Here is a 15161-nt window from a genome sequence, read left to right as displayed (position 1 = left end):
TGCAGGCTTTTTTAATTGAAAACTAGTTAATTATAAACTAAATACTAGAGTTAAAACCCAACAATTATTATCTTGTGTAACATTTATCAAACAGAGTTTACTAACCTCTCAAACTATATAAACATGAACTTAAAAAAAACCTTACTTGCTTCTTGCGCGGTGGCTATTGCAGTCACATCTTGTAAAGAACCGGCAAAAGACTATCCTGGTCTGGACATGACCGCAATGGATACTAGCGTTTCTCCTAAAGACGATTTTTATCGTTATGTAAATGGAAAATGGATAGATTCTACTGAGATACCTGCAGATCAAACAGTTTGGGGTGGCTTCAATAAACTTAGAAAAGATACTGATGCAGACATGCTTGCTATCCTAGACAAAGCCATGAATGATAAAAACCTTGATCAATCTTCAGATCAAGCAAAAGCAGTTTTTGTATATCAAAGTATAATGGATACAGAAGCTAGAGATAAAGCTGGTTATGAACCTTTATTACCATATCTTGAGCAAATTGAGGCTATTAATTCAGTCGATGAAATACCTGCTCTACTTGCTGAGCTTTCTTCAAAAGGCTTACGTGGCTTTTATGGATTTGGTGTAGGTCCAGACGCTCAGAACACAGATATAAACGTAGCTCAAATGGGTCCTGGTGCTTTGGGAATGCAGCGTGAATACTATGTAGATCTAGATGATGCTGATAATGTTGAAAAACTAGCTGCTTACGAAAAGCACGTTGCACGTATGCTGACATTAACAGGTACTGATGCAGCACAAGCAGCAAATGATGCTAAAACGATCATTGCCATAGAAACACAAATGGCACAACCACGTTTAGATAAAGTAGCTCGTAGAAACCCGCAATTAAGCTACAATCCAATGAGTTTAGATGAATTTAAAACTCTAGTACCATCTATAGACTGGGATGAATATTTTGAAAAATTAGAGGTTAAAGATTTTGATAGAATTATTGTTTCTCAACCAGCATATATGGCTGCATTAAATAATATGTGGGATAATAGTAATCTAGATGCTATGAAAACTTACATGCGCTGGACTATGGTAGATGCAGCAGCTACTATGCTATCTACAGAATTAGAGGATGCAAACTGGGACTTTTACAGTAAAACGATGCGTGGTGCAAAAGAACAACGTCCTAGAGATGAGCGCGCACTAGGAACCGTGAACGGAACTTTAGGTGAAGCTCTAGGTCAACTATATGTAAGTGAAAAATTTCCTGCAGAGGCAAAAGCCAAAGCCAAAGAGATGATTGAATATGTAAAGAAAGCATATGAAGTACGCATCAATGGATTAGCCTGGATGAGTCCTGAGACTAAGGTTAAGGCTATTGAAAAACTTAACGGTATGACTATTAAAATAGGTTATCCAGACCAATGGAAAGATTATTCAGAAATGGAAATCAAAAGTCCTGCAAACGGAGGTACTTTATTTGATAATATGCTAGCTGTACAATCTTGGAACTACCGCGATAATCTTAATAAACTGGGAGAAAAAGTAGATAAGACAGAATGGTTCATGTCTCCACAAACCGTGAACGCATACTACAATCCGTACTATAATGAAATTGTTTTCCCAGCAGCTATTTTACAACCGCCATTTTATAACTATGAAGCAGACGCTGCCTTCAACTTTGGTGGTATGGGAGCTGTAATTGGACATGAAATTTCTCATGGATTTGATGATAGCGGCGCAAAATTTGACGCAAACGGTAATATGACTGACTGGTGGACTGCAAATGATAAAACACAATTTGAAGACTTAGGTAAAGATCTTGCAAATCAATATAGTGCTATCGAAGTATTACCTGGTGTTAATATCAATGGTGAATTTACATTAGGTGAAAACATTGGTGATTTAGGAGGTGTTAATGCCGCATATGATGCTCATCAATTATGGATGAAAGATAAAGGTCGCCCAGAAGCGATTGATGGATTTACACCCGAACAACGTTTCTTTTTAAGTTGGGGAACAGTATGGCGCACTAAAATGCGTGAAGAGGCCTTAAAGCAACGTATTAAAGGTGACACACACTCACCAGGTATGTATCGTGGTTATGTACCGCTTCAAAATATCGATGCATTTTATGATGCATTTGAAATTACAGAAACAGATGGAATGTATCTCACACCAGAGAATCGTATTAAAATCTGGTAACAGTAATTTTGTAAAAAATCAAAAGGCTTTCTTAATAGAGAGCCTTTTTTTATGTCGTTGAATTATATTTAAGCCAGCATTAAAGCTTTTTTTATGAAACAATTTTTATTAGTTGCGTTAGTGGTGTTAGGTTCCGCTTTCGCGAAAGCGCAATCCTCATCAAAACAAGAGTATATAAAAGAAAATTATACTAAAACCATCCACCAGATTGAGATGCGTGATGGAGTTAAATTATACACTCAAGTTTATAGCCCAAAGGACACCTCTAAGGAATATCCGATAATGATGCAACGCACATGCTATAGTGTACGACCTTATGGAGAAGACAAGTATCCGAGTAGATTAGGTCCCAATGAAATCCTGATGAAAGAAGGTTACATATTTGTTTATCAAGATGTACGCGGTAGATGGATGAGTGAAGGAGATTTTGACAACATGCGTCCTAACATACCTGGAAATGACGTGAACAACAAGCAAGACATTGATGAAAGTTCAGACACTTATGATACTGTAGAGTGGTTAATAAACAACCTACCTAACAATAATAGAAAAGTAGGTCAATGGGGAATTTCTTATCCAGGATTTTACACCGCAGCAGCTTTACCAGATGCACATCCAGCACTTGTAGCTAGCTCGCCACAGGCTCCTATAGGAGACTTTTTCTTTGACGACTTTCATCATATGGGAGCTACTTTACAGAGCTATATTTTTGCTTATCCAGTTTTTGGTCATCAAACTGAACCTACCACCGAAAGCTGGTATAATGATAAATGGGATCAATTGAGAGCAGCAGGTAGTATGGATGATTCTTATGCATTTAATATGGGTATAGGTCCATTAAAGAATGTAACAGAAAATATATATCCTGATAATTTTTTCTGGAAAGACGTTGCTTCACATCCTAACTATGACGAATTCTGGCAAAAACGTTCTATTATACCACATTTAGATAATGTTGATCACGCAGTTATGACCGTAGGTGGCTGGTTTGATGCAGAGGATCTTTATGGCCCATTAAATATCTATAAAAATGTAGAACGCAACAATCCTAATAATAAGAACAACATCATTGTCATGGGACCATGGAGTCATGGTAACTGGGCGAGAGAACCTGGTCATCAGATGGTGAACCATATCCATTTTGGTGATAGTTTATCGACTTTTTATCACAGAGAAATAGAAACTCCTTTCTTTGAACATCACTTAAAAGGAGAAAAAAATCCGGTTCTACCAGAGGCATATATGTTTGATACTGGATTAAAGCAATGGGAGAAATTTATGCAATGGCCGCCACAGCAAGATGAAATCGTGTTTAGTTTTGGTAAAAATGGAGAGTTGTTGATTAATAAAAAAGGCGATAAAAAAGAAACTTTCTCATACATGAGTGATCCATCAAAACCAGTGCCTTTTAGAAGTGAAATAACACCAGTTACATTCACACCACGTGCTTACATGACAGACGATCAGCGTCACGCTTCTAGAAGACCAGACGTGCTAACCTTTCAAACAGATATTCTTACTGATGACATGACACTTGCTGGAGAAATACAGGCAAATCTAGAAGTAATTCTTAAGGGAATCACTGATGCCGACTTTATCGTTAAGGTAATAGACGTATATCCAGACGACATGAAAAATGAAGAACATACACCAGAGCATGTAACTCTTGCAGGCTATCAACAATTAGTGCGTGCAGAAACTTTTAGAGGTCGTTTTAGAAATGATTTCTCAAAGCCAGAGCCTTTTAAAGAAGGTAAAAAGACTAGCGTAAACTTTCCTCTACAAGACGTATTACACACTTTCAAAAAAGGTCATAGAGTAATGATTCAAATACACAGCACTTGGTTTCCATACATAGACCGCAATCCTCAAAAATATGTAGATAACATATTTGAGGCGACAGAAAGCGACTTCACAACTGGGCAAGTAACTATTACCGGAGCAAGTTCTGTAAGTGTTGGTGATAACAATGGTATTGAAAAACAATTACCTAAAGTGAAGATGTAAGTTTAGTAGCAATCAAGAAATGGATTTTGAAGCTCTTTTAACTTATAAACCGATAGATCAAGGTGGAAGAACAACTAAAGCTATTACAGGTTATAGACCACATATAGAATTTGATCATATTCCTGGTTTTTTAACTTCTGGTGCCCAAAGATTTTTAGATCAGGAAGAAATTGGTGCTGGTGAAATTGTGAAAGCAGAGATTGCGATTGCTACATATTATGGAATTGTTGGTAATTTAAATTTGGTCGATACCTTTACATTTAGCGAAGGTAAAAATGTAATTGGCACAGGTAGAATAACGAATATTTTCAATAAAAACTTGTTGAATGTATACTCTCAAAAGCAAGTAAATAATCTAATTATCAGATTAGAATCTGCAATTAAGTTTGCGCACATAAATAAAGTTTTATTAGTTCAAAATATTAAAATATCTATTGATTCTAATAAAGATTTAATTATTACTGGATTCAGTAAATCGCAAAATTTTGATATGATATCGAAAAAATCAGCTCTTTTAGAAATTAATGAGCTTAAGAATACCTATTCACACTGGATTGGCATAATTCCAAGTTTCAAGAATTTTCGAAACTACATTAATCCAACATTTGTATTAAGTTATATGGAATCTAAAAATGGCTTTGGGATATGTATGGCTAATAAAGATGGAATAACGTGGTTAATTGAACTTTAAAAAAGCATGGCTAAACAAAAATAGATATAGTTTTAAAAGCACTTCGACAGGCTTAGTGTGACAAACTCAAAAACTAGCCCTTAGGGATAGCACTGATCAATTTTTTAGTATAATCAGTTTGTGGATTACTATAAAGCACATCAGCTTCATTTTGTTCTTCAACACGACCTTTATTCATCACAATCACTTGATCACAGAAATACTTGACCACGGCTAAATCGTGTGAAATGAATAGATAAGAGAATCCAAAGTCATCTTTAAATTCATTCAATAAATTTAATACTTGTGCTTGTACAGAAATATCTAGAGCACTTACAGACTCATCACAAACAATTAATTCTGGTTCTAATGCTACTGTCCTCGCAATACCTATGCGCTGTCGCTGTCCACCACTAAACTCGTGTGGATAACGATTAAATTGCTCTTGAGTTAAACCTACTCGATCTAGTAATTGCATTACTCGTTTCTTACGATCTGCATCACTATTACCTATTCCATGCCATTTCATAGGTTCCATAATAGCCTGTCCGACGGTTAATCTAGGATTTAGTGAAGCAAATGGATCTTGAAATATAATCTGTAATTCCTTTCTTAAAGATCGCATTTTACGACCCTTAAGATTTGTGATATCTTCTCCTTTATAAATCAATTGACCACTAGTGATATTTTGTAGTCCTAGTATCATGTTACCTAGTGTACTTTTACCACAACCACTTTCACCTACTAATCCCAATGACTCACCAGCATACAACTTGAGGTTCACACCGTTAACGGCGGTAAAAAATTGTTGCTCCTTAAAAAGTTCTTTTTTAAGTGGATATTTCTTGACTACATTAACTAATTCTAGTAAAGGCTTTTGAGTATATAAAACGCTATGAGCTTTGGCTCTTTCTTCATCAGCTACTACCTCAGAAGGAACAGCGTTTGTCATGAAATCGTTTATAGTAGGTAATCTCTTAAGTCTCGATTCGGTATCTGGTCTTGCAGCGATTAAAGCTTTTGTATAAGTTTCTTGTGCATTTTCAAAAAGTTGATCAGGTGTTCCCATTTCAACAATACGACCTTTGTACATGACAGCAATACGGTCAGCTATTTCGTGGACTAGACCTAAATCATGAGAAATAAATAAAACACTCATTCCATACTCTGCCTGTAGTTCTTTAAGCAATAAAATGATCTCTTTTTGAACGGTCACATCTAGTGCTGTTGTAGGCTCGTCTGCTATTAGGATTTTAGGCTTGCAAGCTATAGCCATTGCAATCATCACACGCTGCATTTGTCCACCACTTATCTCGTGCGGATATTTATTAAAAGTTTGCTCAGGAATAGGCAGTTTTACCTTTTTAAAAAGTCGCAGTACTTCTGCTTTAATTTCTTTATTAGATAATTTGGTATGAGTTTCCAGTATTTCGGCAACTTGATAACCGCATGTGATGGTAGGGTTAAGAGAACTCATAGGTTCTTGAAATATCATACTTATCACGCTTCCGCGAAAGCGTGACCAATCCTTACCATTAAAGATTTGCAAATCATTATCGAGTATAGATAGCTCTGTAGCATCAATAATTGCATTTTTAACAGGCAATAGTCCCATCAAAGCTTTAGAAGTAACTGATTTACCACTACCCGATTCTCCTACTACAGCAAGAATTTCATTTTCCAAAAGCTCTAAATTAACATCAAATAACACTTGATTTTTTAGATCTCCATTTCTAAAAGAAACATTAAGGTTATTGATAATCGCTAATGGCTTATTTTGTGATGATTTGGTCATCTTTAAGTATAGGTTCTAATCGCAATTTAAGAAGTATTTGAGCTACAGCGATAACGTCTTTTTCACAATATCTAGCAATGCGGTTCACATCATTTTCTTCATAATATACATTGCGTACTTGGGATCCGTCTATATCATCTTTAGGAGACGGAATACCTAAAACACGTGTCATTAATTTTAAGGATGTGAAATGTTTATAGTCGCCAAATTTCCACAATTCCATAGTGTCTAAATGTGGTACTTCCCATGGTTTCTTACCAAAGAGATTAAGCTTTGCAGGTATAGCAATTCCATTAATAATCATGCGACGTGCGATATAAGGAAAGTCAAATTCCTTACCATTATGAGCACAAAGCAAATGATGTCGCCCAGAGAAATGATCTTTTAAAAGCGTACTAAACTCTTCAAGCAATTCCACCTCAGTTCCTGTAAAGCTACGTACTCTGAACTGTCTATATGTACGATCTACAAAATACCCTACAGAAATACATACTATTTTACCAAATTCTGCCCAGATACCTGCACGATCATAAAACTCATCAGGTGTATACTCTTCTTTACGTTGATATTTAGTTTTGTCTGCATAGAGCTGCTGATCTACATGATCCAGTTCATTAAACGATGGGTGTAAAGGAACTGTTTCTATGTCTAGAAACAGAACATTCTCGAGTTTAATGGCATCTAGCATATCAGTTACTATTTACATTCCTAATTCATCTCCAGCGTCATCTTCATCTTCTAAACCTTCATCGCCATTTTTATATTCATCACAGTCTACTATAATAGATAAATTTTCTGGTTCATTGAAATTTGCTTTTGATATGTCCAGATTCTCATCTGCATAAACAGCTTTCATGTAAGAACCCCATATAGGTAATGCCATAGTCGCTCCTTGACCATAACGAGTGCTAGAAAAATGAACGGATCGATCTTCTCCACCTACCCATACACCAGACACTAAATTAGGAACAATACCCATAAACCATCCATCAGAGTTGTTTTGTGTAGTACCTGTTTTACCAGCTATTTCATTTTTAAAATCATAAGGATAACCTGTCACAACACTCTTATAGAATTTATTATTTTTTGCCCAACTACCTCTCAGGCGACTACCACTACCCGATTGTGTAACACCTTGCATTAACTTAAGTGTCGTATAAGCAGTTTCTGGATTCATTACATCCCGTGTTTCTGGAACATACTGAAAAAGTACTGTACCATTTTTATCCTGTATGCTAGTAACAAGTACAGGCGTATTATAGATACCTTCATTTGCAAAAACGCCATATGCGCCTACCATCTCAAATAGACTTACATCTGCAGTACCCAATGCTAGTGACGGCACTGGCGCCATATCTTTAGTATTTATACCTAGGCGACCTGCAAGATCTATAACTGGCTGTGGTCCTACATCATCCATTAATCGTGCAGATATTGTATTTACAGAATGAGCTAAAGCATCTTTTAAAGTTCTGATTTTACCATACTTCCCATCGGAGTTACTAGGTGTCCAGTCCTTTGTGTTTCCGTGTTTACCTGCTGGTATCGTATATTCTCCATCTGGTAATTCTTTACAAGGAGAATACTTCAATAAATCTATCGCAGTCGCATACAAGAAAGGCTTAAAGGTTGAACCAGCCTGACGTACTCCTTTTTTAACATGATCAAATTTAAAATGCTTATGATTAATACCACCTACCCAAGCTTTTACATAACCTGTTTGTGGCTCCATAGACATCATACCTACTTGTAAGAATTTTTTGTAATAATAGATGGAATCGCGAGGCGTCATTACGGTATCGCGTTCTCTTCTTGGAGCCTGCCAGTCAAAGACAGTCATCTCTGTTTCTTTATCAAAACTTGCAAGAATCTCTTTTTCTGACTTACCTTCTTTCTTCATTAACTTCCATCGTTCAGAAACTTTAATCGCGCGATTAATAGAAGATTCTACTTGCTTTGCTGTGATGTCTCTAAAAGGAGCCGTTTTCAATTTCTCGTTTTGGGAATCAAACTCAAGCTGTAGGTTTGCCATATGTGCTACCATAGCGTCTTCTGCATATTCTTGCATGCGACTATCGATAGTTACATTGATTTTTAATCCATCATTATAGAGGTTATAATTCTCTCCAGTCTCTGGATTAGTATTACTAGCTGCCCAATCCTTTAACCAGTCTCTTAAGTACTCACGGAAATAAGTCCCCATACCGTCGTTGTGACCTTCTGGAGAGAAGTTTAATTTTATTGGTTGTTCTCTAAGGCTGTCTTTAGTAGCCTCAGTCATTTTTCCATTGCGCACCATTTGAACAAAAACCTGATTACGACGACCTAATGATTTTTCTTTAGATATTTCTCTATAAGGATTGTATTGTCTTGGATTTTTGAGCATGGCTACAAAAACCGCACTTTCTTCTACAGTTAATTCCTTAGGCTCTTTACCGAAATAAATGTTAGACGCTGATCGTATACCTATGGCTTGTTTTAAAAAATCAAACTGATTTAAATACTGCGTGATGATTTCTTCTTTAGTGTATTGCTTTTCTAAACGTGTCGCTATAATCCATTCCCGGATTTTCTGAATTCCACGTTCAATTTTATTACTACTGCGCTGCTCAGTGAAATACAGTTTTGCGAGCTGTTGCGTGATGGTACTTGCACCACCTTTCTGTCCTAAAAAGGCAAATGCTCTAGCGGTACCATATCCATCAATACCACTATGATCCCAGAAGCGCTCATCTTCTGTAGAGACTAATGCATCGATAAGATTTTGTGGTAAGTCGTCGTATTTTACTGGTTTACGATTATCTGTATAGAAGCTACCTAGCGTTTTACCATCTGCCGTAACGATTTCTGTTGCCAGTTCAGATTGTGGGTTTTCTAATATGGTGTGATCTGGTAAAGAACCGAAGATTCCCCAGGCGGTAAGTAAAAACAATAGAATTACCATTCCTATACCTACAAATACTAGTTTCCAGAATAGTTTAACATTCTTCTTAGTCTCTTGCTCTTTTTGAGCTTTTTGTGCTTTAGTTGCTGCCATATTGCACTTGTTTTTCTATACTATAACCTATATCGAGTACTCCTTCTAACTGAGCAATACCGTCTACAGAACCATTTTTTCTCATTGCATGACGTAAGGTGAGAAGATATGTTCCGCTTTCGCGAAAGCGTACTCCTTCCTTATACCATAATTTATTTTCATAAACATCACTATAGCCTGTGCCTAGGAACTGCCCTTGCGGTGTGGCCATGTCGTACTCTAATGTGTCTGTAACGATTTTTCCTTGTGGAAATTTCATTTCAGCTATTAAATACAAATTGCTATATGCATAATCGTGATTATTTCTCATATTAAGAAACATATCATATGTGTTAACCGTATCTATAGACTCAATTTTAAAAACAGGCGCTTCTGTAAGGCTCCATTGAGCGTCACTAAAAGCTACCGATTGCGTTTTTACAATATTGTGATCGCAAGATATTAAGGTTATACAGCTTAAAATTAAAAGTAAAGTGATTCTCATTACTCGCTTTTCTTTGGTGGTCTATTGCGATTATTAGGTCTTTTTTTGCGCGGTTTATTAGCAGTACCGTCACTTGCTGGTTTAGGTTTTGCTTGCTTATTGTCAGCCCCATTTTTGGGCTTATTTTGATTTGCCGGCTTTCTTCTAGGCTTAGGCTTTGGTTTTTGACCTTTTGCTTCTGGCTTTGCATCTTTAGAATGAGATGCCTTAGACGGTGTCTGTTTATTTTGAGAAGTTTTTTTGTTATTACTCTGAGTATTTTTTTGATTAGCACCAGCTGGTCTAGGACCGCGATTATTACGACGCTTTTTGCGTTTTTTATTTTTAGTGGTGGTTTGATCAAAACGAGTTAAACTATCCTGACCTACTACATTCTCAAAATTAACCTCTTCAATGACAACATGCTCTGCTGCATATTCTTCTATGCTAGCTACTTTTTCTTTGGCCTTATTTTTAGAAACAATTTCATGTACTTGTGTTGTAGTTAATGTATGCCAGTTCATCCATTCTCCTTCATAACAATACCACATCAGTCCTTTAAAAATATCTATTTTCTGACAGACAGCAGTTCCTTTTTCAGTGTATAATTTCTGGTTTTGTTTGGGAAAGTCTTTAAGTGCGTCCATGTATGAATCTAATTCATAATTTAAACAACACTTCAATTTCCCACATTGTCCAGCAAGTTTTTGTGGATTTAAAGATAGATTTTGATAACGTGCAGCACTAGTAGTTACTGAACGGAAATCTGTTAACCAAGTTGAACAACATAGCTCGCGACCACAAGACCCTATACCACCTAATCTAGCGGCTTCTTGACGCAAACCTATCTGACGCATTTCAATACGCGTCTTAAACTCTGTAGCGTATTCCCTGATTAGTTGACGGAAATCAACGCGTTCCTCTGCCGTGTAATAAAAAGTAGCTTTAGACCCATCTCCCTGAAATTCTATGTCAGAAATCTTCATTTGAAGGTTTAAACGTATTGCTATCTCACGAGCACGCACCTTCATAGGCTCTTCTCTTTCTCGAGCTGCTTTCCATTTATCTACATCTGTCTGTGATGCAATACGATATACTTTAGGTATATCATCTGTTTCATAACGTATCTTCTTTTTCTTCAACTGTACACGTACTAACTCACCAGTAAGTGTAACTATACCTATGTCGTGACCTGTCTCAGTTTGTGTGGCAACGATGTCACCTATTTTTAATTGTAAATTTTCAGAGTTAACAAAATATTCTTTACGGCTATTTTTAAACCTTACTTCTACATAATTAAAAGGTGCCTGACCGTCTGGCAATTCCATATTTGCTAACCAGTCAAAAACCGTTAACTTATTACATCCACTAGTACCACAAGTACCATGATTTTTACAACCGCCTGGAGTTCCCCCACCGGTTCCACAACTATTACAGCTCATTAATCCTACGTATATATATTGAAATCCAAGCGATTAACTCACTGGATTGAATCATTGTTATTAAACGTAAATATAGGGAAATAAGTATAGGGAAATAAGCTGCTTTTAAGGAAGTGATTTAATGACATCGTGTAAAAGCATCAAACTCTAATGGTTAACTATACAACATAAAAAAAGCCGCTCATTGCTGAACGGCTTTTTGCTCCTCTTCTTGGGCTCGAACCAAGGACCCTCTGATTAACAGTCAGATGCTCTAACCAACTGAGCTAAAGAGGAATGTGATATACACAACACTAAAGCTATTTGCTTTAGCGAGCGCAAATATAAAACGTTTTTTTATTTGCCGCCAAGTTTTTTAGCGAATAATTGAAAATACTTTAAAAGAAATTTTCAGAAATCGCCTTATACAGGTCATTTCCATTTGCATAGAGCATTAAAGCGAGTAAAATAAATATCCCTATTAATTGTGCACGCTCTAAAAATTTATCTCCTGGCTTGCGCCCAGTAACCATCTCATACAGTAAAAACATCACATGTCCACCATCTAAAGCTGGTATAGGTAAAATATTCATTATAGCAAGTACAAAAGAAATCCATGCCGTACGTTCCCAAAATTTACGCCAGTCCCAAGTATCTGGATACAATTTTGCAATGGTTCCAAAACCACCTAGTTGACTAGCTCCTTTTTTAGTGAAAACGTATTTAAATTGTTTTACATAATCCTGCATGGTCCAGTACCCATGAGAAATCCCTTTATTAATACTTTCCCCAAAACTATAATCCAGTTGGGTTGCACTCGCATAATCAACCGTAGGCTTTTTTCTGAAGCCTATTATACGTCTCTTATTATTTTTAAAATCGATAGTTTTAGTTTGTACCATTCCATTTTCATTCTGAATTTTTAATTCAAATGGAGTACTATCATTAACTACATGATTGATTGCATAGGTATAGTCTGTATTATAAGAAATAGGATAACCTGCCATCTCTACGATAGTCATACCTTCTTTAAGACCTATAGAGTCTGCAATGGTACCAGGCTCAACATCACCTACCTCAAATGGGAATCTAGCCTCTAACGGCCCCATGATGTCTGCATAAAAAACACGTTTACCGATATCTTCTGGTATACCGATATTTACTGGACTTCCATCTCTGATAACAGTGACTGTCTCTACGTCTCTAAAAACAAGTCTATTCACGAGATTATCTGCGATTTGTAAAGTATCACCATCAACAAGCAATACTTGATCTCCATTCTTAAAACCTATTTCTTGTAATACAGGTGGCATTCCAAAACCAAACTTATAATCTGTTCCCGTTGCTTGCTGTCCACCATAAGTGAAAAAAATCATGATATAAATAAAAAACCCTACAACCACGTTAACAACGACGCCACCCAGCATTATAATTAATCGTTGCCATGCTGGCTTTGAACGGAATTCCCAAGGCTTAGGCTCTTCGGCCATTTGCTCTTTATCCATACTCTCATCGATCATTCCCGCTATTTTTACATAACCACCTAATGGTAACCATCCAATACCGTATTCAGTCTCGCCTATTTTTTTCTTAAACAAAGAGTATTTAATATCAAAAAACAAAAAGAATTTCTCAACTCTCGTTTTAAATAGACGTGCCGGAATAAAATGTCCTAACTCGTGTAAAACGATAAGTAATGAAAGACTCAGTAAAAAATTTATGGCTATTACCAGATATGGATGCATTGCTGTTCTAATTTAACGAGCGCAAAAATAGGCCTTTGCACTCATTTTACACAATCTATAAGGTTAATTGGTAAAGCAATTGCAGCGTTCAACATATAAGTAATACTGTTGTTGTGAATAACTACTGAATAGGAAAGGTTGTGATTTTTTGAGAATACGCTTTCGCGAAAGCGAGAACTAAAACCCCTTAACTTTAAAAAAGCTTTATAAATAATGTAATAATTTTTAAGCCTTTACGAAAGTGTCCGACAAAGACTAGAACAGCTCACAATTAGGTCGTAATTTTGTAAAAAAGTATTACTAATGCTTGAATTTCTGAATAAAAATAAATGGCGAGCACTATTCATGCTCGTATTGAGTACGGTTATTTTTCTGGCAATCCAGCATGCCTTGACTCCTAAAAAAACACTTGCAATATTACAACCAGACCAGTTTGACCCAACGCTGGTAGACGACAGCATGCTTTTTGTGAAAAAATATCATAAAGTCGCTCCATTTAAGTTGATTAATCAAAATGGTGACACGATTACAGAAGAAAATTATAAGAACAAAATCTATGTAGCAGATTTCTTTTTTACCACTTGCCCTACCATTTGCCCTACCATGACTAAAAACATGACCGTATTGCAAGAAGAGTTTAAAGATGATGAAGAGGTCGTTTTTCTTTCACATAGTGTAACGCCTGAGTATGACACTCCTGCTATTTTAAAAGCTTATGCAATTGAAAAAGGAGTACTGGATTATAAATGGAATCTTGTAACTGGTGAAAAAGAACAAATTTATAATCTAGCACGCAAATCTTATCTAGCCGTAAAGGACGCTCCTTATGGTGGTAAGTATGACATGGTACATACCGAGAACTTTTTATTAGTAGACAAAGAAGGTAGACTGCGCAGCCGCTCTTATGATGGCACTAAAATGGAAGAAATTGAAGCTCTCATTGAGGACATATACATTCTTAAAGCTAGTTATGAGGAGTAATTATGCTGCCATACGACCTTCCCAATTTACGTCTCCTGCAAATACTTCAAAACCATCATTGACTGCTAATTGAAATTGTGGTGCTGTAGCTGCAAATTGTGCGGTTAAATTATAAGAATACCAGATACTCATTAACATTAACGGGATTTGAATTGCGTCTTTGAATCCTAATTTTGAATCATCCATATGTACCCATCTTTCTAATGGCTGCTCATACATTTTATTCATAATTGCTTTTCTACCAAAATGCTTCTTCATTCTCAAGAAAATCTCTACATCAAACAACCATCTCGTTAAAAACTGCTTATCATATGCTAGTGGAATGATGTCTCTCTTAAACACTTTTGCACCACATTGCGTATCCTCAATAGGTAATCCTAAAATCATGAAAATGAATAGTTTTACGATTTGAGAAAATAGTTTTCTCAATACGTTACGCTCTATCTGACCTTCACCTTTACCTCTAGATCCATATACCATTGTTAACTCATCATTATTGTGAAGAGTATCTACCAACTTTTTAAAATCTTTAAAGTCGGTAGATAAATCTGCATCGATAAAGCCTATGTAATCGATATCTTCACGATTAAATAAGTATCTAGCACCAGATCTTACCGCTGCCGCTTTACCTGCATTTTTTTTCACATCCACAATACTTACTCTATTAGGAGTTTCTCTTTGCATTGTATTTAATACGTCTAGAGTATTATCTTTACTTCCATCATTTACAAAACATAAATGATAGTCTTCATGAGATTGAATAAAGGCGTTAAACGCAGCTGTATCTATTCTTTTTTCTTCGTTGTAGCAAGGGATGATTATTCCAGTTTTCATAATAATTGATGTTTAATTATGACCCAAAATTACTTG

Annotated in this window: 11 protein-coding genes and 1 tRNA gene; 4 read left to right on the top strand and 8 right to left on the bottom strand. The window is 36.1% G+C overall.

The genetic code is table 11. From position 1 onward, the window contains the following. The first annotated feature begins 123 nt into the window (after positions 1-123). From R1T42_RS12725 to R1T42_RS12715, 3 genes are all read left to right on the top strand, one after another. The gene (locus R1T42_RS12725) at positions 124-2172 is read left to right on the top strand and encodes a M13 family metallopeptidase (RefSeq protein WP_317290584.1); all 2049 of its coding nucleotides are present in this window, start codon (positions 124-126) and stop codon (positions 2170-2172) included. Positions 2173-2265: 93 nt separating this feature from the next. Next, complete coding sequence (locus R1T42_RS12720) at positions 2266-4179, top strand: CocE/NonD family hydrolase (RefSeq protein ID WP_317290583.1); 1914 nt, start codon at positions 2266-2268, stop codon at positions 4177-4179. Positions 4180-4198: 19 nt separating this feature from the next. Then, the gene (locus R1T42_RS12715) at positions 4199-4870 is read left to right on the top strand and encodes a hypothetical protein (protein ID WP_317290582.1); all 672 of its coding nucleotides are present in this window, start codon (positions 4199-4201) and stop codon (positions 4868-4870) included. Between the two features lie 73 nt (positions 4871-4943). Here R1T42_RS12715 and R1T42_RS12710 read toward each other — a convergent pair whose 3' ends face one another. The 7 genes from R1T42_RS12710 to rseP all read right to left on the bottom strand — a co-directional run bounded on the left by R1T42_RS12710 (position 4944) and on the right by rseP (position 13310). Beyond that, positions 4944-6644 carry an ABC transporter ATP-binding protein gene (locus R1T42_RS12710; RefSeq protein WP_317290581.1) on the bottom strand — a complete coding sequence of 567 codons (1701 nt, stop codon included), beginning with the start codon at positions 6642-6644 and terminating at the stop codon, positions 4944-4946. Next, on the bottom strand, positions 6622-7332 hold the full coding sequence (locus tag R1T42_RS12705; RefSeq protein ID WP_042269405.1) for a 3'-5' exonuclease: 711 nt from the start codon (positions 7330-7332) through the stop codon (positions 6622-6624). Before R1T42_RS12705 ends, R1T42_RS12710 begins: the two co-directional genes overlap by 23 nt. Before the next feature lie 12 nt (positions 7333-7344). Next, positions 7345-9681, bottom strand: coding sequence for a penicillin-binding protein 1A (locus R1T42_RS12700; protein WP_317290580.1), 2337 nt, complete (start codon positions 9679-9681; stop codon positions 7345-7347). Beyond that, a complete protein-coding gene (locus R1T42_RS12695) occupies positions 9668-10165 on the bottom strand; it encodes a gliding motility lipoprotein GldH (protein WP_317290579.1) in 498 nt (165 codons plus the stop codon). Before R1T42_RS12695 ends, R1T42_RS12700 begins: the two co-directional genes overlap by 14 nt. After that, positions 10165-11586 carry a PSP1 domain-containing protein gene (locus R1T42_RS12690; RefSeq protein WP_317290578.1) on the bottom strand — a complete coding sequence of 474 codons (1422 nt, stop codon included), beginning with the start codon at positions 11584-11586 and terminating at the stop codon, positions 10165-10167. The genes R1T42_RS12695 and R1T42_RS12690 overlap by 1 nt, the downstream gene beginning before the upstream one ends. Before the next feature lie 202 nt (positions 11587-11788). Next, a tRNA-Asn gene (locus R1T42_RS12685) sits at positions 11789-11862 on the bottom strand. 101 nt (positions 11863-11963) lie between these two features. After that, a complete protein-coding gene (gene rseP / locus R1T42_RS12680; protein ID WP_317290577.1) occupies positions 11964-13310 on the bottom strand; it encodes an RIP metalloprotease RseP in 1347 nt (448 codons plus the stop codon). A gap of 303 nt (positions 13311-13613) precedes the next feature. Between rseP and R1T42_RS12675 the strand changes: the two genes are divergently transcribed. After that, the gene (locus R1T42_RS12675; protein ID WP_036582934.1) at positions 13614-14291 is read left to right on the top strand and encodes an SCO family protein; all 678 of its coding nucleotides are present in this window, start codon (positions 13614-13616) and stop codon (positions 14289-14291) included. Here the strand turns inward: R1T42_RS12675 and R1T42_RS12670 are convergent, their stop codons facing one another. Continuing rightward, the gene (locus R1T42_RS12670) at positions 14292-15125 is read right to left on the bottom strand and encodes a dolichyl-phosphate beta-glucosyltransferase (RefSeq protein WP_317290576.1); all 834 of its coding nucleotides are present in this window, start codon (positions 15123-15125) and stop codon (positions 14292-14294) included. Positions 15126-15161: the final 36 nt, after the last annotated feature.

This window comes from Nonlabens ulvanivorans, from assembly GCF_032922765.1.
Classification (GTDB): Bacteria; Bacteroidota; Bacteroidia; order Flavobacteriales; family Flavobacteriaceae; genus Nonlabens; species Nonlabens ulvanivorans.
This window is presented reverse-complemented; position numbering and strand designations above follow the sequence as displayed.

Coding starts and splice junctions, on each gene's coding strand:
- R1T42_RS12720 (WP_317290583.1), top strand. CDS start 2,266: ATGAAACAATTTTTATTAGTTGCGTTAGTGGTGTTAGGTTCCGCTTTC.
- R1T42_RS12700 (WP_317290580.1), bottom strand. CDS start 9,681: ATGGCAGCAACTAAAGCACAAAAAGCTCAAAAAGAGCAAGAGACTAAG.
- rseP (WP_317290577.1), bottom strand. CDS start 13,310: ATGCATCCATATCTGGTAATAGCCATAAATTTTTTACTGAGTCTTTCA.
- R1T42_RS12725 (WP_317290584.1), top strand. CDS start 124: ATGAACTTAAAAAAAACCTTACTTGCTTCTTGCGCGGTGGCTATTGCA.
- R1T42_RS12675 (WP_036582934.1), top strand. CDS start 13,614: ATGCTTGAATTTCTGAATAAAAATAAATGGCGAGCACTATTCATGCTC.
- R1T42_RS12670 (WP_317290576.1), bottom strand. CDS start 15,125: ATGAAAACTGGAATAATCATCCCTTGCTACAACGAAGAAAAAAGAATA.
- R1T42_RS12715 (WP_317290582.1), top strand. CDS start 4,199: ATGGATTTTGAAGCTCTTTTAACTTATAAACCGATAGATCAAGGTGGA.
- R1T42_RS12695 (WP_317290579.1), bottom strand. CDS start 10,165: ATGAGAATCACTTTACTTTTAATTTTAAGCTGTATAACCTTAATATCT.
- R1T42_RS12690 (WP_317290578.1), bottom strand. CDS start 11,586: ATGAGCTGTAATAGTTGTGGAACCGGTGGGGGAACTCCAGGCGGTTGT.
- R1T42_RS12710 (WP_317290581.1), bottom strand. CDS start 6,644: ATGACCAAATCATCACAAAATAAGCCATTAGCGATTATCAATAACCTT.
- R1T42_RS12705 (WP_042269405.1), bottom strand. CDS start 7,332: ATGCTAGATGCCATTAAACTCGAGAATGTTCTGTTTCTAGACATAGAA.